Consider the following 23,523-nt stretch of genomic DNA (forward strand, 5'->3'; position numbering starts at 1 on the left):
GCGGCCTCACGTTGCCGGGAGCACGCCGTCGTCACAGGCGGCGCGGGATTCGTCGGCTCGCATCCGAGCGCCGCGCTGCTGGACTCCGGTGCGGCGGGCACCTGCGTGGCCGGCCGACGACCCGGCGGCAAGCTGCCCGGACATCTCGCCGGCGCGCGACAAGCTCGGCGGGGAGCCGGGGGTGGACGCTGAGGACGGCCTGCGGCGCACGATCGACCGACTCCGCGCGGCGTACGGCGGACACTGATGCGGACGTACGGCGGAAGCTGAGGCACCCGGGCCGAGGGCAGCGCCCCGCGCGGCCCAGTCCGGCACCGCCGACGGCACCCTCATGGCATCGTGTCCGCTGCCGGCGGTCCGCCGCCGTGCTCCGCCTCGGGGCCGCTGGAGAGGGCCACGCCCGGCCGCAGGCACGCGAAGTGGGCGATGGTCCGCTTGAACCCGTCCTGCCAGGACACCCTGGGCATCCATCCGAACAGCTCGGAGGCGAAGGAATGGTCGGGCCGCCTCCGGCCGGGATCGGACGGATGGGCCGTGCCGAACACCAGCCCGGCGCGGGAACCGGTCAGGTCGATCACCCGGCGGGCGATCTCCTGGACCGTCGTCTCGTCCCCACCACCGATGTCGACCGGCCGCAGGGACCGGCTCGCGGCGACCCTCAGCACACCCTCGGCCACATCGTCGACGTAGCACAGGGAACGGGCGCCCGTGCCGTCGTCGGCCACGATGACCGGAACACCCGCCAGGGCCTGCTCCACGAGGGCCGGGATCGACAGGGGACCGTCCGCCCGCATCCGCGGACCATAGGTATCGAACAGACGCACGATCCCCACGTCCGCGCCGTGTGCGGCGGCGTACGCGACGGTCAAGGCCTCGGAGAAGCGCTCGGCCACGTCGTACACCTCGCACGGTGCGTCGGCATCGGGCTCATACCGCGCCCCATCCGGGCGTGCGGCCTCCCGAGGGTCTCCGCACACGTGGCCGGTCGAGGCGAGCAGGAAACGCGCTCCCGCCCGGCCCGCCACGGCCAGCGTGTTGCGGGTGCCGAGCGCGGCGGCGTCCAGCGCTTCCAGCGGGCGGTCCCGGCAGTCGGCCGGTGAGGCGGGGCCGGCGAAGTGCAGGACAAGGTCGTAGGGCCCGCCCAGGATGTCCGGGACACCGGGGTCCGTGACGTCCAGCTCCAGGAACCGGAAGCCCGGGCGGGCGCCGAGGTGCCGGACGTTGTCCGCCGACCCCGTCGACAGGTTGTCCACGCAGTCGACACCCACACCGCTTTCAAGCAGACGTTCGCACAGGTGAGAGCCCAGGAAGCCGGCCCCGCCGGTCACCAGGGCCCGACGCCGGCCGGGACGCGTCACCGGCACCGCGGAAACGGTCATCGTCGCCATGGCCCGACCTTCCCTCCGCCGCTGAGGCAAACGCCCCTGGCCGAAGCCCCGTGCCGTACGCCACTCCCGGCGGCGGCCCGGGTGCCCCACCCGGGCCCTTCATACTCGGCCGCCCGCGACGCCCGTGCCACACGAGCCCCGGCTTGACGACGGCGGGCGGTGCCGCTGAGGGGACCCGGATCGCGCCGGAGCACGGTGGCTGCGGAAGTGCGCGGTGGGCGAGCCCGTGAGGGTACGGCAGCGGCTGGTGGCGCCGGCGTCGCGGATCGCGTACCGCTTCGCCCTGGGTGGCTGCCCGTTGCTGGGGGGTGGACGGCCGCTGCCCGGCCTGGACGACCGGACGGCGGTCGTGCGCACGGCCGTGTGCATCGCGGACGGCGGGCGGCGGGTGCTGCTCCTCACGGTGGACGGCGCCCCCGCGTAACGCACCGGACTGACGGTCGCGGAGGTGGCGGACACGATGCGGCGGCTCGGCTCCGTGCATGCCTGCAGCCTGGACGGCGGCTCCTCGACGCCGGTCGCCGGCGCCCCGGGCGCGAGCACCGGTGCGCAACCATCCCAGCGGTGGCGTGGAACGCCCGGTGCCGAAGGGGATCGGGGTCTTCTACGGCGACTGACGCTCAGGAACACGCGGGCCTCATGGTCTGAGACCGCTCACGATGTCGGCCGTGGCGGTCAGGCCGCTGTGGATGGTCGGGGCGATACTCGAACCCGCCAGGTAGAAGCCGAGAAGCAGGCAGACGATCGCGTGCGTGAGCTTGAGCCCCCCGTTGCGCACGAAGATCACCGCCAGGATGAACAGAAGCAGCACCACAGAGATGGAAATGGCCATCGTCAACCTCCTCCGCCACGTCCGCTTCGCGGCGTTCGGCCGCAAGTGTGGCGTAGCGGAGGGTTTCTCCGGGCGGCTGACCTGTCCCCCGAAAGTGTGGTGTCCGTGACCGACGGACGTGCGAGGTCTACGCCTGGTGGGCGTCCAGGAACGCCTCCAGACCGAGGAGGTCGTCGGTGTTGACGAAGTCGACGTCCGCGGCGAGCAACTCGGTCCACAGCGCGTCACGTTCCGGCCCGGCCGCGTCGGGCGTGGCCCAGAACCGCACCTTCTGCCCCCGCGAGTGGGCCGCCCGCGTGATGCCGCGCAGCTTCTGCCGCTCGGCCGCCGGGAACTCGCCCGCGCCCCGCCAGGTGAAGTTCAGCGTCCAGTTGTCGCTGATCAGCGGGATGAAGGAGGCGGGCGCCGGGCTGCCGAGGTCGGCCAGCCGGCCGTCGTAGAAGGCGCGGCGCACCTTCTGCGCGGCCAGCGGTACGCGCGCCGCCCGGTCGCCGGAGACGACGGCGGTGACCGGTCCGGCCAGGACCTTGCCGTGGGCGTACGTCGTGAACAGGTGCCGGTAGCGGCGCAGATGCCGGTCGAGTTCGAGGTAGGTCGAGGCACCCTCGGTCTTGATGTCGATCAGCAGCTGCAGCGAGCCGCGGTGACCGCGGTACACCGATCCGCGGTTGGCCCTGACCCGGGCGGCGAGCCTGTCGAGGTAGAGGGACTCCAGGGTGCGTGCCGGGTCGAGGTCCTCGGGGTCGTGGGCGACGAGGAGCTGGTCGCCCACGAGGTGGATGTCGGCCTCGACACTGCCGAAGCGGTGGTCGAGGGCGTCGAGGAGCGGGCGGGGGTGCTCGTAGTCGTTGTGCGCGTGGGCGCGCCACAGCGGCCGCGGGGGACGGGGACGGTGTGTGCGCTCGTCCGCCAGCGCGCTCGCGCCGGGCAGGGCGACCGCACCCGCGAGGGCGGCGCCGAAGGTGGTGAGGGCTCTGCGACGGGTGGTGACGGCCATGCTCTGCCTCCCTGGTGGGGCGGGGAACCGAAGGGGGATGCTCCCGGTCGAGCGGAGTGCGAGACTGGGGGAGAGTATGCGGCTCGCCTCCCTTCAACTGGCAGGAGGGGAAGGATGAGTTGGCCGGACCGCCGCGATGAGTTCACTTCACCGGCGCACCCGCACCGAAAAGCCCGCCCCAGGTGGGGCGGGCTTTCCTCAGGGTTCCCGCGCGCTTCGGCGGCTCTTTCCCGCTGTGTCTCAGGGGGCTTGAAGGTCCACCAGCTCCGCCAGCGCCGCCCGGTGGGCGCCCGCGGTACCGTACGCCAGGGAGTCCGCCTTGGCCCGCTTCAGATACAGGTGTGCCGGGTGCTCCCAGGTCATGCCGATACCGCCGTGCAGTTGCAGCGCCTCCTCGGCGGCGCGCACGGCCACGGGCGCCGCGTACGACTGGGCCACCGCCACGGACACGTCGACGTCCTCCCCTGTCGCCAGCGCGTCCGCCGCGGCTCGTGCCGCGGCTCGCAGATGGACGACCTCCAGCCAACGCTGGGCGAGCCGGTGCTTGAGCGCCTGGAACCCGCCGACGGGCCGGTTGAACTGCTTGCGCTCCTTCAGGTAGCGGACGGTCTCCGTCAGCGCCCAGTCGGCGAGCCCGAGTTGTTCGGAGGCGAGCAGTCCGGCGCCGGTCCGCAGGGCGCGGCGGACGGCCGGCTCGGCGTCGCCGAGGCGACGGCCCGCGACACCGTTCAGCGCGACGGCCGCGAGGGGCCGGGTGAGGTCGAGGGAGATCTGCGCGGTGACGGTGGCGGCCGAGGCGTCGACCGCGTACAGACCGCCGTCGTCCGCGGGCACCAGCAGCAGATCGGCGCCCGTGGCGTCGGCGATGCCTGTCAACTCACCGTGCAGTGTGCCGCCTTCGAACCGTACGGTGGCGAAGGCGACGCCGGGAGCGGTGTGCAGGGCGACGGCGAGCGCGCCGACCCGTGTCGCGGACGCCAGCTGCGCGAGCAGGTCGTCGGCCCCGCACTCCAGCAGCGCCTCCGTCGCGACGACCGCGCTCGTCAGATACGGCACGGGCGCGACCGCCCGCCCGAGTTCCTCCAGGACGACGGCGACCTCCCGGTGCGAGGCGCCCTGGCCGTCCAGCTCCTGCGGGATCAGCAGACCCGCGAGACCCATTTTGTCGGTGAGCGTCTTCCACAGCGGGACGTCGTGCGGGGTGTCCGACTCGGTGCGCGCGATCACCCCGGCCGGGTCGAGGCGGTCGGCGAGCAGATCCCGCACCGCCGACCGCAGGGCCTCTTCCTCCTCGGAGTAGAGAAGATCGGTCATCGGGCGAGGTCCTTCCAGGCGACGTCCTTGTCGGTACGGGGCTCGGCGGGCAGTCCGAGGACACGTTCGGCGACGATGTTCAGCAGGACCTCGCTGGTCCCGCCCTCGATGCTGTTGCCCTTGGAGCGGAGATAGCGGTAGCCGGCGTCGCGGCCGGTGAAGTCCACCAGCTCGGGACGGCGCATGGTCCAGTCGTCGTACAGCAGCCCCTCGGCGCCGAGGAGTTCGACCTCCAGGCCGCTGATCTCCTGGTTGAGGCGGGCGAAGGCGAGCTTCATGCCGGAGCCCTCGGGGCCGGGCTGTCCCGCGACGAGCTGCTGCCGCAGCCGTTCGCCGGTGAGCCGGGCGACCTCCGCCTCCGTCCAGAGGGTGAGGAGCCGCTGGTGGAGATCGTGGGTGCGCAGTTCCGGGCGCTCGCGCCAGGTCCTGGAGACCGGGCCGATCATGCCGCCCTCACGGGGCAGCCGCATGCCGCCGATGGAGACGCGCTCGTTCATGAGGGTGGTCTGCGCGACGCGCCAGCCGTCGCCGATCCCACCGAGGCGGCGCGCGTCCGGGATCCGGACATCGGTCAGGAACACCTCGTTGAACTCGGCCTCGCCGGTGATCTGGCGCAGCGGCCGCACTTCGACACCGGGGTCGGTCATGTCGCAGATGAAGTACGTGATGCCCTGGTGCTTGGGCACGTCCGGGTCGGTGCGGGCGATGAGGATGGCCCAGCGAGCGGCGTGCGCGCTGGACGTCCACACCTTCTGCCCGTTGACGATCCAGGCGTCGCCCTCACGCACCGCCCGGGTGCCGAGCGCGGCGAGGTCGGACCCGGCGCCGGGCTCGCTGAACAGCTGGCACCAGACCTCCTCCCCCAGCCACAGCGGCCGCAGGTACCGCTGCTTCTGCTCGTGGGTGCCGTACTGGAGAATCGTGGGCGCGGCCATGCCCAGGCCGATGCCGATCCGCCGCGGGTCGTTGTCCGGCGCGCCCGCGGCCTCCAGCTCGGCGTCCACGACGGCCTGGAGCGCGCGTGGGGCACCGAGTCCGCCGAGGCCCTCGGGGTAGTGCACCCAGGCGAGCCCGGCGTCGAAGCGGGCCCCCAGGAAGCCGGCGCGGTCCGTGGCCGCGGGTGGGTGCTCGTCCAGCAACTCCCGGGTTCGTCGGCGCAGTTCGGCGGCGTCGGTCATGTGGTGGATCCGTTCTCCAGGACGACGGCGACCCGGCCGGTGGTGACCCCGTCGGCGACCCGCTGTACGGCGGCCGCGGCTGCGCCCAGCTTCACCCGCTCGCTCACCAGGGGCTTGATCGCGCCCCGGGCGGCCAGTTCGGTGAGCTGCTCGTGGCAGTGCTGGACCAGCTTCGGGTTCTTGGTGTTGTACAGGCCCCAGTGCAGTCCGAGGACCGAGTAGTTCTTCACGAGGGCGTGGTTGAGCGCGGGGCTCGGGATCGTGCCGCTCGCGAAGCCCACGACAACGATCCGGCCCTCGAAGGCGACCGTCTTGGCGGACTGGGTGTACGCGTCGCCGCCCACGGGGTCGTAGATCACGTCGGCGCCCCGGCCGCCGGTGGCCTCCTTCACGGCCGCGACGACGTCGTCGGCACGCCGGTCGATCACGATGTCGCAGCCCAGCTCACGGGCGACTGCGGCCTTCCCGGCGCCGCCGACGACGCCGACGACCGTCGCTCCGGCCGCCTTGCCGAGCTGGACGGCCGCGCTGCCGACCCCGCCGGCGGCGGCGTGGACGAGCAGGGTCTCGCCGGCCTCCAGCCGGGCCCGCCGGTGCAGGCCGAACCAGCCGGTCTGGTAGCCGATGTGCAGGGCGGCGGCCTCCGCGTCGTCCAGGGCGCCGGGCGCGGGCAGCAGGGCGGCGGCGTCGGCGACGGCGTACTCGGCGAAGCCGCCGTGGGGCAGCGCGGGGTTGGCGATCACGCGGCGGCCGTCCTCGGTCTCGCCGCAGATCTCCACGCCGGGCGTGAAGGGCAGCGGGGGCCGGACCTGGTACTGCCCCCGGCACAGGAGGGCATCGGGGAAGTTGATGTTCGCGGCGCGCACCTTCAGCAGCACCTGACCGTCGCCTGGAGTGGGCGCCGGGACGTCACCGAGGCGCATCACCTCGCTCGGCTCGCCGTTCTCGTGCACCTGCCATGCCTGCATGCGGGGCCTCCACGGGGGATTGCGTCGTCTGACCGGGTCCATCGCATACTAAGCGGTCGCTTGCCACGCTGGGAACAGTCGGGCAGGTCACGCCCGGCCCGGCAGCACGGGAACCGGCGTCCGACGTCACCTGCCCGGCAGCACGGGACCGGCGTCACACCTGCCCGACAGCACGGGAACCGACATCCGACCGACATCCGACGCACCTCCCCGGCAGCACGGGAGAAACCGCCGCCGGCGTCACCCCTCCCCAGCAGGACGGGCTCGGACGGCCTGCGGCGTCACACCCGCCCGGCCGCACCGGGGACCGACCGTCGCGTCACGCCTGTCGCGGCCGTGCCCGCACGTGCATCCGCTCCCCCTGCGGCCCGAACAGGCTCAGGAACTCCACCGGCCCCTCCCCCGTCGACCCGAACCAGTGCGGCACCCGGGTGTCGAACTCGGCCGCCTCCCCCGCCGTGAGCACCACGTCGTGCTCGCCCAGCACCAGCCGCAGCCGCCCAGAGAGCACATACAGCCACTCGTACCCCTCGTGGGTCCGCGGCTCCGGTTCGAGACTGCGCTGCGGCTCCAGCACCTTGAACGCCTGGAGCCCGCCCGGCTGGCGGGTGAGCGGCCAGTGGACGCGCCCGTATCTCTCGATCGGCTGGGCCCGCACCCGTGGATCGCCGACGGCGGGCGCGCCGACCAGTTCGTCCAGCGGCACCTGATGGGCCTGCGCGATCGGCAGCAGCAGCTCCAGACTGGGCTTGCGCAGGCCGGACTCCAGCCGGGAGAGCGTGCTCACCGAGATGCCGGTCACCTCCGACAGCCCGGACAGCGTCACCTCCCGCTCCTTGCGGATCCGCCGCAGCCGCGGCCCCACCCCTGCCAGGACATCGTCGGTCGTCATGCCGCCATTGCAGATTCGGCAAACACATTTGTCAATCCCGCAGCGTCCGCGCGACTGTCTCCGTGGAGGTGGTCACCATGACCGGAACAACCGGGTCCTACGAAGTGGTCGTCGTCGGCGGCGGCGCGGCGGGCCTGTCCGCCGCGCTCGTCCTGGGCAGGGCCAGGCGCCGCACCCTCGTCGTCGACGCGGGCGAACCACGCAACGCGCCCGCCGCGCACATGCAGGGCTATCTGTCGCGGGACGGCATGTCGCCCGCCGAGTTCCTCGCGACCGGCAGGGAGGAGATCGGGCGGTACGGCGTGGAGCTGGTCCGGGACCGGGCGGTGGACGTCACCCGGGGCGAGGACTTCGCGGTGGAACTGGCCGGCGGCCGGACGGTGCGCGCCCGGCGCCTGGTCGTCACCACCGGCCTCACGGACGAACTGCCGGCCGTGCCCGGCGTCGCAGAGCGGTTCGGCCGGGACGTGCTGCACTGCCCGTACTGCCATGGCTGGGAGGTCCGCGACCAGGCGTTCGGTGTCCTCGCCACCGGTATGCAGAGCGTGCACCAGGCGCTGATCGTCACCCAGTGGTCGAAGGACGTGACGTTCTTCCTGCACCGGCTCACCGAGGAGGACCTCTCCGGCGACGACCTGCGCCGGCTGGCCGCGGCCGGGGTCGAGGTGGTGCCCGGTGAGGTCGAGGAGCTGGTCGTCGTCGACGACCGGCTCACCGGGGTGCGGCTGGCGGACGGCACGGTCCACGACCGGGAGGTGGTGTTCACCGCGCCCCGGGCCGTTCCGCAGACCGGCCTGCTGCAGCGGCTGGGCGCCGAGCTGAGCGAGACCCCGTTCGGCGCGTACGCCGTGGTGGACGCGACCGGACAGACGACGGTGCCGGGCGTGTGGGCCGCGGGCAACGCCACCGGCTTCGCCGAGCAGGTCGTGAACGCGGCGAGCGGCGGGTACCGCGCGGGCGCCACCATCAACGGGGAGCTGCTGATGTCCGACCTCGACGCGGCCGTCCAGGTGTAGGCCCCCCGTCCCCGGTGCACCATGACTGCATGCTGCTGACCCGGCTCGCCGACGTGTCCCGGGAGGTCGCCGTCACCTCGGCGCGGTCCCGCAAGATCGCCCTGCTCGCCGAGTTGTTCCGGGAGGCGGAGCCGGACGACGTGCCGGTGGTCATCCCCTACCTCGCGGGCCGGCTGCCGCAGGGCCGGCTCGGCATCGGCTGGAAGGTGCTCGGCCGCCGGGTGGAGCCGGCCTCCGCCCCGAGCCTGACCGTGCGCGAGGTGGACGCCCGCCTCACCGCGCTCGGCGAGGTCACCGGCACCGGCTCGCAGGCGGAGCGGGCCCGCCTGGTCGGCGAGCTGATGGGCGCCGCCACCGAGGACGAGCAGCGCTTCCTGACCGGCCTGCTCACCGGCGAGGTCCGCCAGGGCGCGCTGGAGGCGGTCGCGGTCGAGGGCCTGGCGCTGGCGACCGGGGCGCCGGCCACGGACGTGCGGCGGGCGGTGATGCTGGCCGGGTCGCTGCAGGACGTCGCCCAGGCACTGCTCGCCGACGGGCCCGAGGTCCTGGACCGTTTCCGCCTCACCGTGGGCCGCCCGGTCCTGCCGATGCTCGCGCACACCGCGTCCTCGGTGACCGAGGCGATCGGCAAGCTCGGCGCCTGCGCCGTCGAGGAGAAACTGGACGGCATCCGGGTCCAGGTCCACCGCGACGGCGGCGACGTACGCCTCTACACCCGCACCCTCGACGACATCACCGACCGGCTGCCCGAGCTGACCTCCGCCGCGCGGGAGCTGCGCGGGGAGCGGTTCGTGCTGGACGGCGAGGTGATCGCCTTCGACGAGGAGGGCCGGCCGCGCTCGTTCCAGGAGACGTCCGGCCGGGTCGGTTCGCGGGTGGACGTGGCCACGGCAGCCCGGGCGGTCCCGGTCTCCCCCGTCTTCTTCGACGCGCTGTCCGTGGACGGCCGCGATCTGCTGGACCTGCCGTTCACCGAGCGGCACGCGGAGCTGGCCCGGCTGGTCCCCGAGCCGATGCGGGTGCGGCGCACCGTGGTGTCGGGCCCCGACGACGTGCCCGGCGCCGAGGCATTCCTCGCCGAGACCCTGCGGCGCGGTCACGAGGGCGTCGTGATCAAGGCACTGGACGCGCCCTACAGCGCGGGGCGGCGCGGTGCGTCCTGGCTGAAGGTCAAACCCGTGCACACCCTCGACCTGGTGGTCCTGGCCGCCGAGTGGGGCCACGGCCGCCGCACCGGCAAGCTCTCCAACCTGCATCTGGGTGCCCGCACGGGCGACGGCGGCTTCGCGATGCTCGGCAAGACGTTCAAGGGCATGACCGACGCCATGCTGGCCTGGCAGACCGAGCGGCTCCAGGAGCTGGCCGTCGGCTCCGGGGGCCATGTGGTGACCGTACGGCCCGAACTCGTCGTCGAGATCGCCTACGACGGCCTGCAGCGTTCCACCCGCTACCCGGCCGGCGTCACCCTCCGCTTCGCGCGTGTGCTCCGCTACCGCGAGGACAAGCGGCCGGAGGACGCCGACACCGTGGAGACGGTGCTGGCCACGCACCCGGAGGTCCGGCCGTGAGGTCACGGCACAGCGCGGGCCTGCTGCTGTTCCGGCTCACCGACGACGGCCTGGAAGTGCTGCTCGGCCACATGGGCGGGCCGTACTGGTCCCGGCGGGACGCGGGGGCCTGGACCGTACCGAAGGGCGAGTACGACCCCGAGGAGCCCGCCTGGGACGCGGCCCGCCGGGAGTTCCAGGAGGAGCTCGGGCTGCCGCCGCCGGACGGCGAGGCGGTGCCCCTCGGGGAGGTCCGGCAGACCAACGGCAAGACCGTCGCTGCCTGGGCGGTGGAGGCCGACCTCGATCCCGGTTCCGTCGACCCCGGCACCTTCACGATGGAGTGGCCGCCGAAGTCGGGACACACCCAGGAGTTCCCCGAGCTCGACCGGGTCGCGTGGTTCGGCCTGGACCGGGCCCGCGAGGTGATCGTCAAGGCGCAGTCCGCGTTTCTGGACCGGCTGGCGGAGCACTCGTCGCGAGGATGACCCGCACGCGTTGCGGCGCCCACCGCCGCGCGGGAAGGTCGAAGCACAGTCGCTCCCCAGGAGGTCAGCCATGCCCATTGCGACGGTGAATCCGGCGAACGGCGAGACGATCAAGACGTACGAGGCCATGGGCGCCGAGGAGATCGAGCGCCGGATCCAGCTCGCCGAGGCCACGTTCCGCACCTACCGGGAGAGCGGCTTCGCCGACCGCGCGCGGCTGCTGAACCGGGCGGCGGATCTGCTGGAGGAGGACCAGCAGGACATCGCCCGCGTCCTGACCACCGAGATGGGCAAGCCGGTCAGGCAGGCCCGCGCCGAGGCCGCGAAGTGCGCCAAGGCGATGCGCTGGTACGCCGCGAACGCCGAGCGCCTGCTCGCCGACGAGGAACCCGCCCGGTCCGACGTCGAGGACTCCGGCGCCTCCCGGGTCCGGGTCCGCTACCGGCCGCTCGGGCCGGTCCTCGCGGTGATGCCGTGGAACTTCCCGCTGTGGCAGGTGATCCGCTTCGCGGCGCCCGCGCTGATGGCGGGCAACGTCGGTCTGCTCAAGCACGCCTCGAACGTGCCCCAGACGGCCCTCTACCTGGAGGACCTGTTCCACCGGGCGGGCTTCAGCGAGGGCTGCTTCCAGACCCTGCTCATCGGCTCCGCCACGGTCGACGAGATCCTGCGCGACGAGCGGGTCCGGGCGGCGACCCTGACCGGCAGCGAGCCCGCGGGCCGGGCGGTGGCCTCCACCTCCGGGGAAATGATCAAGAAGACGGTGCTGGAGCTGGGCGGCAGCGACCCGTTCCTCGTGATGCCGTCGGCCGACATCGACCGGGCTGCCCAGGTCGCGGTGACGGCCCGGGTGCAGAACAACGGGCAGTCGTGCATCGCCGCCAAACGGTTCATCGTGCACACGGACGTCTACGACGCCTTCGCGGAGCGCTTCACCGAGGGCATGAAGGCGCTGAAGGTCGGCGACCCGATGGCGGAGGAGACGGAGGTCGGCCCACTGGCCAGCGAGCAGGGCAGGGCCGATCTGGAGGAGCTGGTGGACGACGCCAGGCGCAGCGGTGCGACGGTGCTGTGCGGCGGTGAGCGGCCCGAGGGCGACGGCTGGTACTACCCGCCGACGATCCTCGCCGACATCACCCGCGAGATGCGCATCCACCGCGAGGAGGCGTTCGGGCCGGTCGCCACGCTGTACCGGGCGGGCGACCTGGACGAGGCGGTGCTGATCGCCAACGACTCGCCGTTCGGCCTGAGTTCCAACGTCTGGACGCGCGAGGAGGCCGATGTCGACCGCTTCGTCCGGGACCTGGAGGCGGGCGGTGTCTACGTCAACGGGATGACCGCCTCCCACCCGGCGTTCCCGTTCGGGGGTGTGAAGCGGTCCGGGTACGGGCGTGAGCTGTCCGGGCACGGAATCCGCGAGTTCTGCAACATCACGACCGTATGGCACGGAGCGTGAGGGTTACAGGGCTACGATCCCCTTTGTGAACCGCGAAGTGACCCTGCCTCTGATCGTCGACGACCGCGGTACCTTGCAGGTGGCCGCGTCCGACGTGAGCAAGCTGCTCCGCACGGTGGGCGGCAGGTGGCTGCGTCTCGTCGAGGCCGGGCAGGAGGGTCTGGACGAGGACACCGTGGCGACGCTGACCATCGAGCTGGCCAAGCTGGCCGACCGGATCGACGTGGCCTGTATCGCGCACAGCAGCGGAGCCGGGTCGTAGCACCGTTTTCCTGCGCCTTTCGTGGGCCCGCGGGGGTCCGGGACCGAAATCCGTCATCGCCTGTACGGAGTAATCCGGCGAGAGATCGTGGCGCTCCCGGGTGATCGTGGGTTTACACCTTCTCGGAGGTGAACCCCCTTCTGACCGGGGCTCAAGAGCTTCCGGACGGCGAAAGCAGGCACGGTTCATGGCGACTTTGTGCAGACCCTCGGTGTCCGTTCCAGAACACGTGATCACGATGGAAGAGACGCTGGAGCTGGCACGCTCCCGCCACGCGGACCATCCCCAACTTCCGCTGGCCCTCCGGCTGATCGAGAACACCGGCGTGCGCACCCGGCACATCGTGCAGCCGATCGAGGAAACCCTCAAGCACCCCGGCTTCGAGGCGCGCAACAAGATCTACGAGTCCGAGGCCAAGGCCCGGGTCCCGGCGGTCGTGCAGCGGGCCCTCGACGACGCGGAACTCCTCACCAGCGACATCGACGTGATCATCTATGTGTCGTGCACGGGCTTCATGATGCCCTCGCTCACGGCCTGGCTGATCAACGAGATGGACTTCTCCAGCACCACCCGCCAGATACCCATAGCCCAGCTGGGCTGTGCGGCCGGCGGCGCGGCGATCAACCGGGCCCACGACTTCTGTATGGCCTACCCGGAGTGCAACGTGCTGATCGTGGCGTGCGAGTTCTGCTCGCTGTGCTACCAGCCCACCGACATCGGCATCGGATCGCTGCTGTCCAACGGCCTGTTCGGCGACGGCGTGGCCGCCGCCGTGGTCCGCGGCCGCGGCGGCACCGGTGTGAAGCTGGAACGCAACGGGTCGTACCTGATCCCCAAGACCGAGGACTGGATCTCGTACGACGTGCGGGCCACCGGCTTCCACTTCCTGCTGGACAAGCGGGTGCCCGGCACCATGGAGCCACTCGCCCCGGCCCTGCACGAACTGGCGGGCGCACACGGCTGGGACGCCTCCGACCTGGACTTCTACATCATCCACGCCGGCGGTCCCCGCATCCTGGACGACCTGAGCAAGTTCCTCCAGGTCGAGCCGCACGCCTTCCGGTTCAGCCGGGCCACCCTCACCGAGTACGGCAACATCGCCAGCGCCGTCGTCCTGGACGCGCTGCGCAGGCTGTTCGACGAGGGCGGCGCGGAGCACCGGGCGCGCGGGCTGCTGGCCGGGTTCGGGCCCGGCATCACCGCGGAGATGTCCGTGGGGCGCTGGCAGATCGACGAGCCGGCGTGACATGAGCCGGGAGCCGCTCACCGGGGCCGCGCCCCGTCCGGCAGTGACCTGCGCCGGATCCGTCCGGAGTGGACTTCGACCCCAGGCTGGGGGCACTGACGGACGAGGGGCCGGTCACCCGGGTGCGGCAGCCCTACGGCGAGCACCGGGCCTGGCTGGTGACCCGCCACGACAAAGTGCGGAGCGTGACCGACCACCCCGGTGCAGCCGCGAGGCGGTCATGGACCGGCCGGTCCCCCGGCCGGCGTCCGGCTTCGGGCCGTACTACTGCGTGGGCGGCCGGGCCGGCGCCCCTTCCCGGCCGGCTGCCGGGCCCGCGGCCGGCGGTACCGCCCGAGGAAGTGCCCTTCAGGAAGGGCACGTTGATCCGCGGGCCCGAGGCCCTGCCCGTGACCTGGTGAGGTGAGCACATCGTGACCGCTACCGAGGGACTGGTGGTACCGCCGGGCGACGGCCGGATCGTCGAGACACCGGCCCAGCACGTCACGTTCAAGGTGACCGGCACGCACTCGCGGATGGCGTCCACCTTCGAGGTGATCGTCCCTCCCGGGTTCGACGTCGGCGCCCATGTGCACACCCGCAGCGAGGAGCTGTTCTACGTCCTGGAGGGCGAGCTGGACGTGCTCGCCTTCGAGCCGCATGTCCGGACCCCCGACAACTGGCAGAAGTGGGAGTCCGGTTCGGGCAACCGGGTGGTCCGGGCGACCCCGGGCACGGTCATCGTCGTGCCACCCGGCTGCCCGCACGCGTTCGCGAACCCGACGGAGAGCCCGGCCAAGATGTTCTTCCAGGCGTCCCCGCCACCGGACCACGAGCGGTACTTCGAGGAACTGCTGGAGATCCTGCGCGACGGGGGCCCGCCGGACCACGCGGCGATCGAGGCACTCCGGGCGAGGTACGACATCGAGCAGCTGACGCCGCTCAGGCACCGTTAGCGGATGGGCATCCCCGAGACCGTCCGCGCGATCACCAGGCGCTGGATCTCACTGGTCCCCTCGAATATCGTGTAGATCGCGGCGTCCCGGTGCATCCGCTCCACCGGGTACTCACGGGTGTATCCGTTGCCGCCCAGTATCTGGATCGCCTGGGCGGTGACCTTCTTCGCCGTCTCACTGGCGAACAGCTTGGACATGGACCCCTCGGCCGCCGTGAACGGCTTGCCGCTCACCGCCATCCAGGACGCCCGCCACACCAGCAGCCGCGCCGCGTCGATGGACGTGCGCATGTCCGCGAGCTGGAACGCCACGCCCTGGTTGTCGATGATCGGCCGGCCGAACTGCTCACGGGTCGTCGCGTAGTCCAGCGCCACCTCGTAGGCGGCCCGGGCGGTGCCCACCGCCATCGCGCCGACGGCCGGACGCGACGCCTCGAACGTGGCCATCGCCGCGTTCTTCACGCGCTCCCCGCCCCCCCGTGCCCGCTCACGGGCGCGCGCCAGCCGCTCGTCCAGCTTCTCCTTGCCGCCGAGCAGGCAGGAGCCGGGCACGCGGACGTTGTCGAGGATCACCTCGGCGGTGTGGGAGGCGCGGATGCCGTGCTTCTTGAACTTCTGCCCCTGGGAGAGTCCCGGGGTGTCCGGCGGGACGATGAAGGAGGCGTGGCCCTTGGAGCCGAGCTCCGGGTCGACCACCGCGACGACCACGTGGACGTTGGCGATGCCGCCGTTGGTCGCCCACGTCTTCGTACCGTTGACGACCCACTCGTCCCCGGCCTCGTCGTACACGGCACGCGTGCGCATGGAGGCCACGTCGGATCCGGCGTCGGGCTCGGAGGAGCAGAAGGCGGCGACCTTGACATCGTTGGCATCGCCGTACATCTGCGGGATCCAGGTGCCGATCTGCTCCTCGGTGCCGTTGGCCAGCACGCCCACCGCCGCGAGGCCGGTCCCGACGATCGACAGGGCGATGCCGGCGTCTCCCCAGAAGAGCTCCTCCATGGCCATCGGGATGCCGAGGCCGGTGGGGTCGAAGTACTGCTGCGCGTAGAAGTCGAGGGAGTAGATGCCGACCTTGGCGGCCTCCTGGATGACCGGCCAGGGAGTCTCCTCACGCTCGTCCCATTCGGCGGCCGCGGGGCGGATGACGTCGGCGGCGAAGCCGTGCAGCCAGTCCCGGACCTCCCTCTGTTCGTCGTTGAGCTCCATGGTGAACTCGGCCATGTCCCCTCCAGCGGCGCACATGCATGTTACTTGCGGTAACGCAGTCTGTTACCGCTGGGTAGGCGAAGTCAACTCACTGCGGCCCCTCGGCAGCCCGTTCGAGGCTCTGGGGGTGTTGAGTGTTAGTTTGCGCAGGCGTCACCGATTCAGCACGGGTGGGGAGAGCACATGGACACCACGCAGCGGACCGAGCAGCAGCGGTCCGCCGACCGCCGACGGCGCGAGCTGCTGGAGGCCGCCGACCGCGTCGTGCTGCGGGACGGTCCGCAGGCGTCGATGAACGCCATCGCGGCGGAGGCGGGCATCACGAAGCCGATCCTCTACCGCCACTTCGGCGACAAGGGCGGGCTGTACGCGGCGCTGGCCAAACGGCACACCGACGCGCTGCTCGACTCGCTGCGGGCGGCGCTGGACGCCCCGGCGGAGCGGCGCGAGCGGGTGGAGGCCACCCTCGACACCTACCTCGCGGCGATCGAGGCGCGGCCTCAGGTGTACCGCTTCCTGATGCATCCGGCGGAGGGCTCGCCGGGCGACCAGGGCTTCGACGTGGGCAAGCACTCGGCGCCGCTGCTGCGGCGGATGGGTGAGGAGCTGGCCCAGGTGATCGAGGAGCGGCTGGATCTCGGGCCGGAGAGCCAGCGGCTGGCCCGGGTCTGGGGACACGGGATCGTGGGGATGATGCATGCCGCCGGGGACTGGTGGCTGGGGGAACGGCCCTGTTCGCGGAGCGAGTTGGTGCGGTGTCTGGCCGATCTGCTGTGGGGCCGGCTCGCCGCCGCGGGGGACCGGGTCGGGGGGCCTGGCTTCTGACGGCCTTGTGCCGGGGGCGGGGAGCTGTCGCGCGGTCCCGCGCCCACGGGGACGCCTTGTCACCGGCGCCATGAGGCCCGGGTCACTTGCCGCATCAGCCGTCCGTGGCGCCAGCCCCGGACCCGGTCCGCGTACACCGTGCCGTCCAGGTGGTCGCACTCGTGCTGCAGACAGCGGGCGAAGAAACCGGTGCCGTGGATCGTGACCGGGTCGCCCGTCACCGTGACGCCCTCCACCACCGCGTGGTCGTGGCGCTCCGTGCCCGCCTCCAGGCCCGGCAGGGACAGACAGCCCTCCGGGCCCCGGATCACCACTCCGTCCGCCACGACCAGACGCGGGTTGACCACATGCCCCAGGTGCCGTACGTCATCGTCGTCGGGGCAGTCGAAGACGAAGACCCGCAGCGGCTCGCCGACCTGGTTCGCGGCCAGGCCGACGCCCTGGGCGGCGTACATCGTCGCGAACAAGTCCTCCACGAGGCGGGAGAGTTCGGGGCCGAAATCGGTGACTTCCGTGCAGGGTGTGTGCAGGACGGGGTCGCCGAGCAGGGTGAGGGGCCGGACACGCCCGTGAGCGCCCGGGATGGAGCCTTGTCGCATGCCGGCAAGGGTACGGTCCTCGCTGGCGCGCTCCCAGCGCGCGGGGATCGTGACGGTGCCGCGATTCGGGCAGGTGAGTGGATCTCGATAGGCTGAGGCGTCACCACGTTGCCGGATGCTACGGCGCGGCGCGTACGCAAGGAGGATCGAGAACTGATGGCAGGCAACTCGGACCCGCTCTCGCCGCGGGCCAAGCTGGCCGTGACCGCGGGCAAGGCGGTCGCCGCGGCATCGCGCGCAGCGGGACGCGGCAGCGGTTCGGTGATCGGTGGCCGGGTGGCCCTCAAACTCGATCCCGACCTCCTGGCCCGGCTCGCCCAGAACCTGGACGTGATCCTGGTGTCGGCGACCAACGGCAAGACCACCACGACACGGCTGATCGCCGAGGCGCTGCGCGCGGCGGGCCCCGTGGTGTCCAACGCGCTCGGCGCCAACATGCCCGCCGGGATCACCTCGGCGCTGGCCGGCGGCTCGGACGCCAAGTTCGGTGTCATCGAGGTCGACGAGAAGTACCTGGCCGGTGTGGCCCGGGACACCGGCCCGAAGTGCATCGCGCTGCTGAACCTCTCCCGCGACCAGCTCGACCGTGCCGCGGAGACCCGGATGCTCGCGGAGAACTGGCGCGAGGGGCTCGCCGGCACCAAGGCCGTGGTCGTCGCCAACGCGGACGACCCGCTGGTGGTGTGGGCGGCGTCGTCGTCCCCCAATGTGATCTGGGTCGCGGCCGGGCAGATGTGGAAGGACGACGCCTGGTCCTGCCCGTCCTGCGGCGGTGTGATGCGCCGCCCCGGCGACGACTGGTTCTGCGGCGAGTGCGGCTTCCGTCGCCCCACGCCGAGCTGGGCGCTCTCCCGGGACCACGTTCTCGACCCGCACGGCTCGGCCTGGCCGATCCACCTCCAGCTTCCGGGCCGCGCCAACAAGGCCAACGCCACCTCCTCGGCCGCCGTCGCCGCCGTGTTCGGGGTGCCGCCGCAGGTCGCCCTCGAGCGGATGTACCAGGTGCAGGCGGTGGCCGGACGGTACGACGTGGTGCAGTTCATGCAGCGCGACCTGCGGCTGCTGCTGGCCAAGAACCCGGCAGGGTGGCTGGAGACGTTCTCCCTGATCGACCCGCCGCCCACGCCGGTGATCCTGTCCGTGAACGCGCGCTCCGCCGACGGCACGGACACCTCGTGGCTCTGGGACGTCGACTACACGCGGCTGACCGGCCACCCGATCTTCGTCGTCGGTGACCGCAAGCTCGACCTCGCGGTGCGGCTGGAGGTGGCGAACCAGCACTTCCAGGTCTGCGAAAACCTCGACGAGGCGGTGCAGAAGGCCCCGCCGGGCCGGATCGAGGTCATCGCCAACTACACCGCGTTCCAGGACCTGCGCCGCCGCGTCGGCAACTGACAAGACTTCAGGGGACTTTCGTGAGCGACAACCAACTGCGGGTCGTCTGGATCTACCCGGACCTGCTCAGCACGTACGGCGACCAGGGCAACGTCCTCGTCGTGGAGCGCCGGGCCCGGCAGCGGGGCCTGGACGTGGCCCGGCTGGACGTGCGCAGCGACCAGCCCATCCCGACGTCCGGCGACATCTACCTGATCGGCGGCGGCGAGGACCGGCCGCAACGGCTCGCGGCCGAGCGGCTGCGCCGGGACGGCGGTCTGCACCGGGCCGTGGAGAACGGGGCGATCGTGTTCTCCGTGTGCGCCGGGTACCAGATCCTCGGGAACGAGTTCATCAACGACCTCGGCCGGCGTGAGCCCGGCCTCGGCCTGCTCGACGTGGTCTCGACGCGCGGCGAGGGCGAGCGGTGCGTCGGTGACGTGCTCGGCGACGTCGACCAGCGTCTGGGCCTGCCCCCGCTGACCGGCTTCGAGAACCACCAGGGCATCACCCACCTCGGCCCCACGGCCCGCCCGCTCGCGCGGGTGCGGTTCGGCAACGGCAACGGCACGGGTGACGGCACGGAGGGCGCGTACAACGACACGGTCTTCGGCACCTACATGCACGGCCCTGTGCTGGCCCGGAACCCGCAGATCGCCGATCTGCTGCTGAAGCTGGCGCTCGACGTCAACGCGCTGCCGCCGACCGACGACCGCTGGTACGAGGCGCTGCGGGACGAGCGCATCGCGGCGGCGCAGCAGCAGCCCGCCTGAGGCGCTCCCGCACGGTTGCAGCACCGCTCGGCAAGCCCGTCTGACGGGGCGTCCGCACAGGTGAGCGCGGTCGTCCAGCAGTCGGACGCACGGTTCGGTCCCGCCCCCCTGTGCCGCTAGGGTGGCGGGGATCGAGCCGGACAGCGTGGTCCGGACCCGGCCCACGTCGAGAAGGTATTACGGGCTATGCGCATTGGTGTCCTCACCTCCGGCGGCGACTGCCCCGGTCTGAACGCCGTCATCCGGTCCGTCGTGCACCGCGCCCTCGTCGACCACGGCGACGAGGTCATCGGGTTCCGGGACGGCTGGAAGGGCCTCCTGGAGTGCGACTACCTCAAGCTCGACCTCGACGCGGTGGGCGGCATCCTCGCCCGCGGCGGCACGATCCTCGGCTCCTCCCGGGTCCGTCCCGAACATCTGCGGGACGGCGTGGAGCGGGCCAAGGGGCATGTGCGGGAGCTCGGCCTCGACGCCATCATCCCGATCGGCGGTGAGGGCACCCTGAAGGCGGCCCGGCTGCTGTCGGACAACGGGCTGCCCATCGTGGGCGTGCCGAAGACCATCGACAACGACATCGCCGTCACCGACGTGACGTTCGGCTTCGACACCGCCGTGACCGTCGCGACCGAGGCGCTGGACCGGCTCAAGACCACCGCCGAGTCCCACCAGCGCGTGCTGATCGTGGAGGTCATGGGCCGGCACACCGGATGGATCGCGCTGCACTCGGGTATGGCTGCGGGCGCCCACGCCATCGTCGTACCGGAGCGGCCGTTCGACATCGACGAGCTGACCGCGAAGGTCGGCGAGCGGTTCGAGGCGGGCAAACGGTTCGCGATCGTCGTCGTGGCGGAGGGCGCCAAGCCCCGGCCCGGCACCATGGCGTTCGACGAGGGCGGCAAGGACGTCTACGGCCACGAGAGGTTCGCGGGGGTCGCGCGGCAGCTCTCCGTCGAGCTGGAGAACCGGCTCGGGAAGGAAGCGCGGCCGGTCATCCTCGGGCATGTGCAGCGCGGTGGTACGCCGACCGCGTACGACCGGGTGCTCGCCACGCGGTTCGGGTGGCACGCGGTTCAGGCCGCGCACCGGGGCGAGTTCGGGAAGATGACCGCGCTGAACGGGACGGACATCGTGATGGTGCCGCTGGCGGAGGCCGTGGAGACGCTGAAGACGGTGCCGTCGGACCGGTACGCCGAGGCGGAGTGCGTGCTGTAGCAGTCCGGGTGCCGGTCGGCATCCGGCACTGCCCCCGGTCGAAGGCGCGGCCGGGGGCAGTTCTAGTCTTGGGGCGGACAGACAGCACAACCCGCACGAAACAGGAGCCGTCGCATGGATCACAGCGGGCACGGCATGACCATGGACTTGCCGCCGTTCACGCTGGGGCGAGGGCTTCAGTGGTCGGCGGAGCCGTTCTTTCTCGTGGCCTGCCTGCTGGGGCTCGCGCTGTACGGGTGGGGTGTCGTCCGGCTGCGGCGGCGCGGGGACGGGTGGCCGGTGGGGCGGACCGTGTCCTTCGTCGCCGGTGTGCTGACCATCGGGATCATGATGTGCACCAAGCTGAACGACTACGGCATGGTCATGTTCAGCGTGCACATGGTGCAGCACATGGTGATCAGCATGCTGTCGCCGATCCTGATCCTGCTCGGTGCGCCGATCACGCTCGCGCTGCGGGCGCTGCCGCCGGCCGCCCGGGGCCACAAGGGGCCACGGGAGCTGCTGCTGGCGCTGCTGCACAGCCGGTACATGCGGATCGTCACGCATCCCGTGTTCACGATCCCGCTGTTCATCGCGAGCCTGTACGCGCTGTACTTCACGCCGATCTTCGACTTCCTGATGGGCTCCCAGCCGGGGCACATCGCGATGATGGTGCACTTCCTCGCCACCGGCCTGGTGTTCTTCTGGCCGATCATCGGCGTGGACCCGGGGCCGCACCGGCCCGGCCACCTGATGCGGATGCTGGAGCTGTTCGCGGGCATGCCGTTCCACGCGTTCTTCGGTATCGCGCTGATGATGGCGTCGACGCCGATGGTCGCCACCTACGCCGATCCGCCCGCCTCGCTCGGTATCGACGCGCTCGCCGACCAGAACGCGGCCGGCGGCATCGCCTGGGCGTTCAGTGAGATCCCGTCCGTGCTGGTGCTGATCGCGCTGCTGTTCCAGTGGCACGCCTCGGAACAGCGTCAGGCCCGGCGCAAGGACCGCGCCGCCGACCGGGACGGCGACAAGGAACTCGAGGCCTACAACGCCTATCTGGCCTCACTGAACGCACGCACCCGCTGACCTTCGAGTCCCGGCGCGCGGGGGCCGCGCGGTCATCCGCGGGCGGTGGTGGCCGCGCACGGCCTGCCGGCGCACGAGGGCCTGCCGAACATCGTGATGGACATCGTTGCGGCGTCCTTCCTGGGCGTGCCTGTTTCGAGGCGGCCGGACGTCGGCCGTCTGCCTGGTGCCGGGTGGGCACGGCCCGGTGCACGGCCGCTCGGCGCCGTCGAAGGGTGGCGGCGAGCGCGCGCCGTCGCCTGAACAACTGTTCGAAACAGGACGCCCGGACCGGCCTCCTGCGAAGGCGCGCGCGACGGACAGATGCTCGGATTCACTCGACTGGGCCAATGGCCGATGCTCGCCGAGGCACTGAGCCGCCCCGACGCGGGGTGCGCGCGGAGGGCGACGCCGGACGACCACGGAATCGCCCCTTGCGGCTGCCGGGCCGGTTCCTGGACGGGCGGGTGCCCTTGGAATTCCGGCACTCATTTCGCCGTCTGCCCCGTCCGGAGGCAGAACGGGGGCACCATGGAGGGAACGAACCATGAGGAGGGTGTTGCGATGCCCGGTTCCACGGACGGTTCCACGAAGACGATGGGGGTGCTCACCGTAGGCGGCCTGGTCGTGGTGACCGCCTACACGGTGGCGCTCGGCAGCAACGGCTGGCTGTGGTTCGGCTGGGTCGTGCTGGGCCTGATAACCCTCGGGATGGTGGCCACCCGGAGCACCTGACGAGGCCGGTTCACTCGCGGGTGAGCCGCCCCGCGGAGTGCACCCCCGGCTGATACTTCGGCAGCCGGGCGGTGACCTTCATCCCCGCGCCGACGGCGGTCTCGATCACGAGGCCGTGGTCGTCGCCGTAGACCTGCCGCAGCCGGTCGTCCACGTTGGACAGCCCGATGCCGCCCGACGGGCTGACCTCCCCGGCGAGGATGCGGCGCAGCAGGTCGGGGTCCATACCGGCGCCGTCGTCCTCGATCACCACGAGGGCCTCGGCGCCGGTGTCCTGGGCGGTGATGCTGATGTGGCACGTGTCGGCCTTGCCTTCGAGGCCGTGTTTGACCGCGTTCTCCACGAGCGGCTGCAGGCAGAGGAAGGGCAGGGCCACCGGCAGCACCTCGGGCGCGATCTGGAGCGTGACGGAGAGGCGGTCGCCGAAGCGTGCCCGGACGAGCGCCAGGTAGTGGTCGATGGCGTGGAGTTCGTCCGCGAGCGTGGTGAAGTCGCCGTGCCTGCGGAACGAGTAGCGGGTGAAGTCCGCGAACTCCAGGAGCAGTTCGCGTGCGCGCTCGGGGTCGGTGCGGACGAACGAGGCGATCACCGCGAGCGAGTTGAAGATGAAGTGGGGCGAGATCTGGGCGCGCAGGGCCTTGATCTCGGCCTCGATGAGGCGGGTGCGTGACTGGTCCAGGTCGGCGAGTTCGAGCTGTACGGAGACCCAGCGGGCCACCTCGCCGGCCGCCCTGACCAGGACGGCGGACTCGCGGGGCGCGCAGGCCACGAGGGCGCCGTGCACCCGGTCGTCGACGGTGAGCGGGGCGACCACCGCCCAGCGCAGGGTGCAGTCGGGGACGTCGCAGGTCAGGCGGAAGGCCTCGCCGCGGCCGGCCTCCAGGGGGCCGGTCAGGCGTCGCATGATCTCGGCGCGGTGGTGGGCGCCCACGCCGTCCCAGGCGAGCACGTGCGTGTCGTCGGTGAGGCACAGGGCGTCCGTGCCGAGCAGGGAGCGCAGCCTGCGGGCGGATCTGCGGGCCGTCTCACCGGTGAGGCCGGCCCGCAGCGGGGGCGCGGCGAGAGAAGCGGCGTGCAGGGTCTGGAAGGTGGCGTGCTCGACGGGGGTGCCGAGGCCGCCGAGGCTCTCGGGGCGGGCCGTGCGCCGGCCCAGCCAGAAGCCCGCGGCGAGCAGCGGGAGCACGGCGACACACAGCCCGGCGAGGAAGCCGCTCATGCCGTCCCCTCCCCCTCA

Annotated in this window: 23 protein-coding genes and 1 pseudogene; 14 read left to right on the forward strand and 10 right to left on the reverse strand. The window is 72.0% G+C overall.

Going from position 1 to position 23,523, the window contains the following annotated elements; translation table 11 throughout:
• Positions 1-329 precede the first annotated feature (329 nt).
• Positions 330-1,388: an NAD-dependent epimerase/dehydratase family protein gene (locus tag ACGF8A_RS29985; protein ID WP_393113352.1), complete on the reverse strand. Its 1,059-nt coding sequence runs from the start codon at positions 1,386-1,388 to the stop codon at positions 330-332.
• A gap of 184 nt (positions 1,389-1,572) precedes the next feature.
• On the opposite strand from ACGF8A_RS29985, the pseudogene ACGF8A_RS29990 reads away from it, so the two are divergent.
• Positions 1,573-2,005: pseudogene (locus tag ACGF8A_RS29990) on the forward strand (phosphodiester glycosidase family protein); the annotation flags it as partial.
• A gap of 20 nt (positions 2,006-2,025) precedes the next feature.
• On the opposite strand, the gene ACGF8A_RS29995 reads toward ACGF8A_RS29990, so the two are convergent.
• From ACGF8A_RS29995 to ACGF8A_RS30020, 6 genes are all read right to left on the reverse strand, one after another.
• On the reverse strand, positions 2,026-2,220 hold the full coding sequence (locus tag ACGF8A_RS29995; RefSeq protein WP_365445044.1) for a hypothetical protein: 195 nt from the start codon (positions 2,218-2,220) through the stop codon (positions 2,026-2,028).
• A 127-nt stretch (positions 2,221-2,347) separates the two neighbouring features.
• Positions 2,348-3,217 carry a phosphatidylinositol-specific phospholipase C/glycerophosphodiester phosphodiesterase family protein gene (locus tag ACGF8A_RS30000; RefSeq protein WP_393113353.1) on the reverse strand — a complete coding sequence of 290 codons (870 nt, stop codon included), beginning with the start codon at positions 3,215-3,217 and terminating at the stop codon, positions 2,348-2,350.
• Between the two features lie 240 nt (positions 3,218-3,457).
• Complete coding sequence (locus ACGF8A_RS30005; RefSeq protein WP_393113354.1) at positions 3,458-4,531, reverse strand: acyl-CoA dehydrogenase family protein; 1,074 nt, start codon at positions 4,529-4,531, stop codon at positions 3,458-3,460.
• Positions 4,528-5,709, reverse strand: coding sequence for an acyl-CoA dehydrogenase family protein (locus ACGF8A_RS30010; RefSeq protein ID WP_393113355.1), 1,182 nt, complete (start codon positions 5,707-5,709; stop codon positions 4,528-4,530). The genes ACGF8A_RS30005 and ACGF8A_RS30010 overlap by 4 nt, the downstream gene beginning before the upstream one ends.
• Positions 5,706-6,677, reverse strand: coding sequence for an NADPH:quinone oxidoreductase family protein (locus tag ACGF8A_RS30015; RefSeq protein WP_393113356.1), 972 nt, complete (start codon positions 6,675-6,677; stop codon positions 5,706-5,708). Before ACGF8A_RS30015 ends, ACGF8A_RS30010 begins: the two co-directional genes overlap by 4 nt.
• Before the next feature lie 319 nt (positions 6,678-6,996).
• Positions 6,997-7,569, reverse strand: coding sequence for a helix-turn-helix domain-containing protein (locus ACGF8A_RS30020; RefSeq protein ID WP_393113357.1), 573 nt, complete (start codon positions 7,567-7,569; stop codon positions 6,997-6,999).
• A gap of 77 nt (positions 7,570-7,646) precedes the next feature.
• Between ACGF8A_RS30020 and ACGF8A_RS30025 the strand changes: the two genes are divergently transcribed.
• The 7 genes from ACGF8A_RS30025 to ACGF8A_RS30055 all read left to right on the forward strand — a co-directional run bounded on the left by ACGF8A_RS30025 (position 7,647) and on the right by ACGF8A_RS30055 (position 14,519).
• A complete protein-coding gene (locus ACGF8A_RS30025) occupies positions 7,647-8,585 on the forward strand; it encodes an NAD(P)/FAD-dependent oxidoreductase (RefSeq protein ID WP_393113358.1) in 939 nt (312 codons plus the stop codon).
• A gap of 29 nt (positions 8,586-8,614) precedes the next feature.
• Positions 8,615-10,153, forward strand: coding sequence for an ATP-dependent DNA ligase (locus tag ACGF8A_RS30030; protein WP_393113359.1), 1,539 nt, complete (start codon positions 8,615-8,617; stop codon positions 10,151-10,153).
• Positions 10,150-10,620: an NUDIX domain-containing protein gene (locus ACGF8A_RS30035; protein WP_393113360.1), complete on the forward strand. Its 471-nt coding sequence runs from the start codon at positions 10,150-10,152 to the stop codon at positions 10,618-10,620. The genes ACGF8A_RS30030 and ACGF8A_RS30035 overlap by 4 nt, the downstream gene beginning before the upstream one ends.
• A gap of 70 nt (positions 10,621-10,690) precedes the next feature.
• Complete coding sequence (locus ACGF8A_RS30040) at positions 10,691-12,076, forward strand: NADP-dependent succinic semialdehyde dehydrogenase (RefSeq protein ID WP_393113361.1); 1,386 nt, start codon at positions 10,691-10,693, stop codon at positions 12,074-12,076.
• A gap of 25 nt (positions 12,077-12,101) precedes the next feature.
• Positions 12,102-12,338 (forward strand): DUF6213 family protein, encoded by a 237-nt coding sequence (locus ACGF8A_RS30045; RefSeq protein ID WP_393113363.1) that lies wholly within the window; start codon positions 12,102-12,104, stop codon positions 12,336-12,338.
• A 106-nt stretch (positions 12,339-12,444) separates the two neighbouring features.
• The gene (locus ACGF8A_RS30050) at positions 12,445-13,584 is read left to right on the forward strand and encodes a type III polyketide synthase (RefSeq protein ID WP_393113426.1); all 1,140 of its coding nucleotides are present in this window, start codon (positions 12,445-12,447) and stop codon (positions 13,582-13,584) included.
• 413 nt (positions 13,585-13,997) lie between these two features.
• Positions 13,998-14,519 (forward strand): cupin domain-containing protein, encoded by a 522-nt coding sequence (locus tag ACGF8A_RS30055; RefSeq protein WP_393113364.1) that lies wholly within the window; start codon positions 13,998-14,000, stop codon positions 14,517-14,519.
• Here ACGF8A_RS30055 and ACGF8A_RS30060 read toward each other — a convergent pair.
• Positions 14,516-15,742 (reverse strand): acyl-CoA dehydrogenase family protein, encoded by a 1,227-nt coding sequence (locus ACGF8A_RS30060; protein WP_393113365.1) that lies wholly within the window; start codon positions 15,740-15,742, stop codon positions 14,516-14,518. The two genes, ACGF8A_RS30055 and ACGF8A_RS30060, sit on opposite strands and share 4 nt — an antisense overlap.
• Positions 15,743-15,910: 168 nt before the next feature.
• On the opposite strand from ACGF8A_RS30060, the gene ACGF8A_RS30065 reads away from it, so the two are divergent.
• Positions 15,911-16,552: a TetR family transcriptional regulator gene (locus ACGF8A_RS30065; RefSeq protein WP_393113366.1), complete on the forward strand. Its 642-nt coding sequence runs from the start codon at positions 15,911-15,913 to the stop codon at positions 16,550-16,552.
• 59 nt (positions 16,553-16,611) lie between these two features.
• Here ACGF8A_RS30065 and def read toward each other — a convergent pair whose 3' ends face one another.
• A complete protein-coding gene (gene def / locus ACGF8A_RS30070; RefSeq protein WP_393113368.1) occupies positions 16,612-17,151 on the reverse strand; it encodes a peptide deformylase in 540 nt (179 codons plus the stop codon).
• Positions 17,152-17,307: 156 nt separating this feature from the next.
• On the opposite strand from def, the gene ACGF8A_RS30075 reads away from it, so the two are divergent.
• The 5 genes from ACGF8A_RS30075 to ACGF8A_RS30095 all read left to right on the forward strand — a co-directional run bounded on the left by ACGF8A_RS30075 (position 17,308) and on the right by ACGF8A_RS30095 (position 22,289).
• The gene (locus tag ACGF8A_RS30075; protein WP_393113369.1) at positions 17,308-18,546 is read left to right on the forward strand and encodes a MurT ligase domain-containing protein; all 1,239 of its coding nucleotides are present in this window, start codon (positions 17,308-17,310) and stop codon (positions 18,544-18,546) included.
• A gap of 20 nt (positions 18,547-18,566) precedes the next feature.
• Positions 18,567-19,298, forward strand: a complete 732-nt coding sequence (locus ACGF8A_RS30080) for a type 1 glutamine amidotransferase (protein ID WP_393113370.1) — start codon at positions 18,567-18,569, stop codon at positions 19,296-19,298.
• Between the two features lie 186 nt (positions 19,299-19,484).
• Positions 19,485-20,510, forward strand: a complete 1,026-nt coding sequence (locus ACGF8A_RS30085) for a 6-phosphofructokinase (RefSeq protein WP_393113371.1) — start codon at positions 19,485-19,487, stop codon at positions 20,508-20,510.
• A gap of 114 nt (positions 20,511-20,624) precedes the next feature.
• Positions 20,625-21,575: a cytochrome c oxidase assembly protein gene (locus tag ACGF8A_RS30090; RefSeq protein WP_393113372.1), complete on the forward strand. Its 951-nt coding sequence runs from the start codon at positions 20,625-20,627 to the stop codon at positions 21,573-21,575.
• Between the two features lie 543 nt (positions 21,576-22,118).
• Entirely contained in the window at positions 22,119-22,289 is a 171-nt protein-coding gene (locus ACGF8A_RS30095; RefSeq protein ID WP_107093849.1) for a hypothetical protein, read from the forward strand.
• A 10-nt stretch (positions 22,290-22,299) separates the two neighbouring features.
• On the opposite strand, the gene ACGF8A_RS30100 is transcribed toward ACGF8A_RS30095, so the two are convergent.
• Entirely contained in the window at positions 22,300-23,505 is a 1,206-nt protein-coding gene (locus ACGF8A_RS30100) for a sensor histidine kinase (protein WP_393113374.1), read from the reverse strand.
• Positions 23,506-23,523: the final 18 nt, after the last annotated feature.

The sequence above is a fragment of the Streptomyces sp. NPDC047706 genome (genome assembly GCF_043204795.1).
GTDB lineage: Bacteria > Actinomycetota > Actinomycetes > Streptomycetales > Streptomycetaceae > Streptomyces.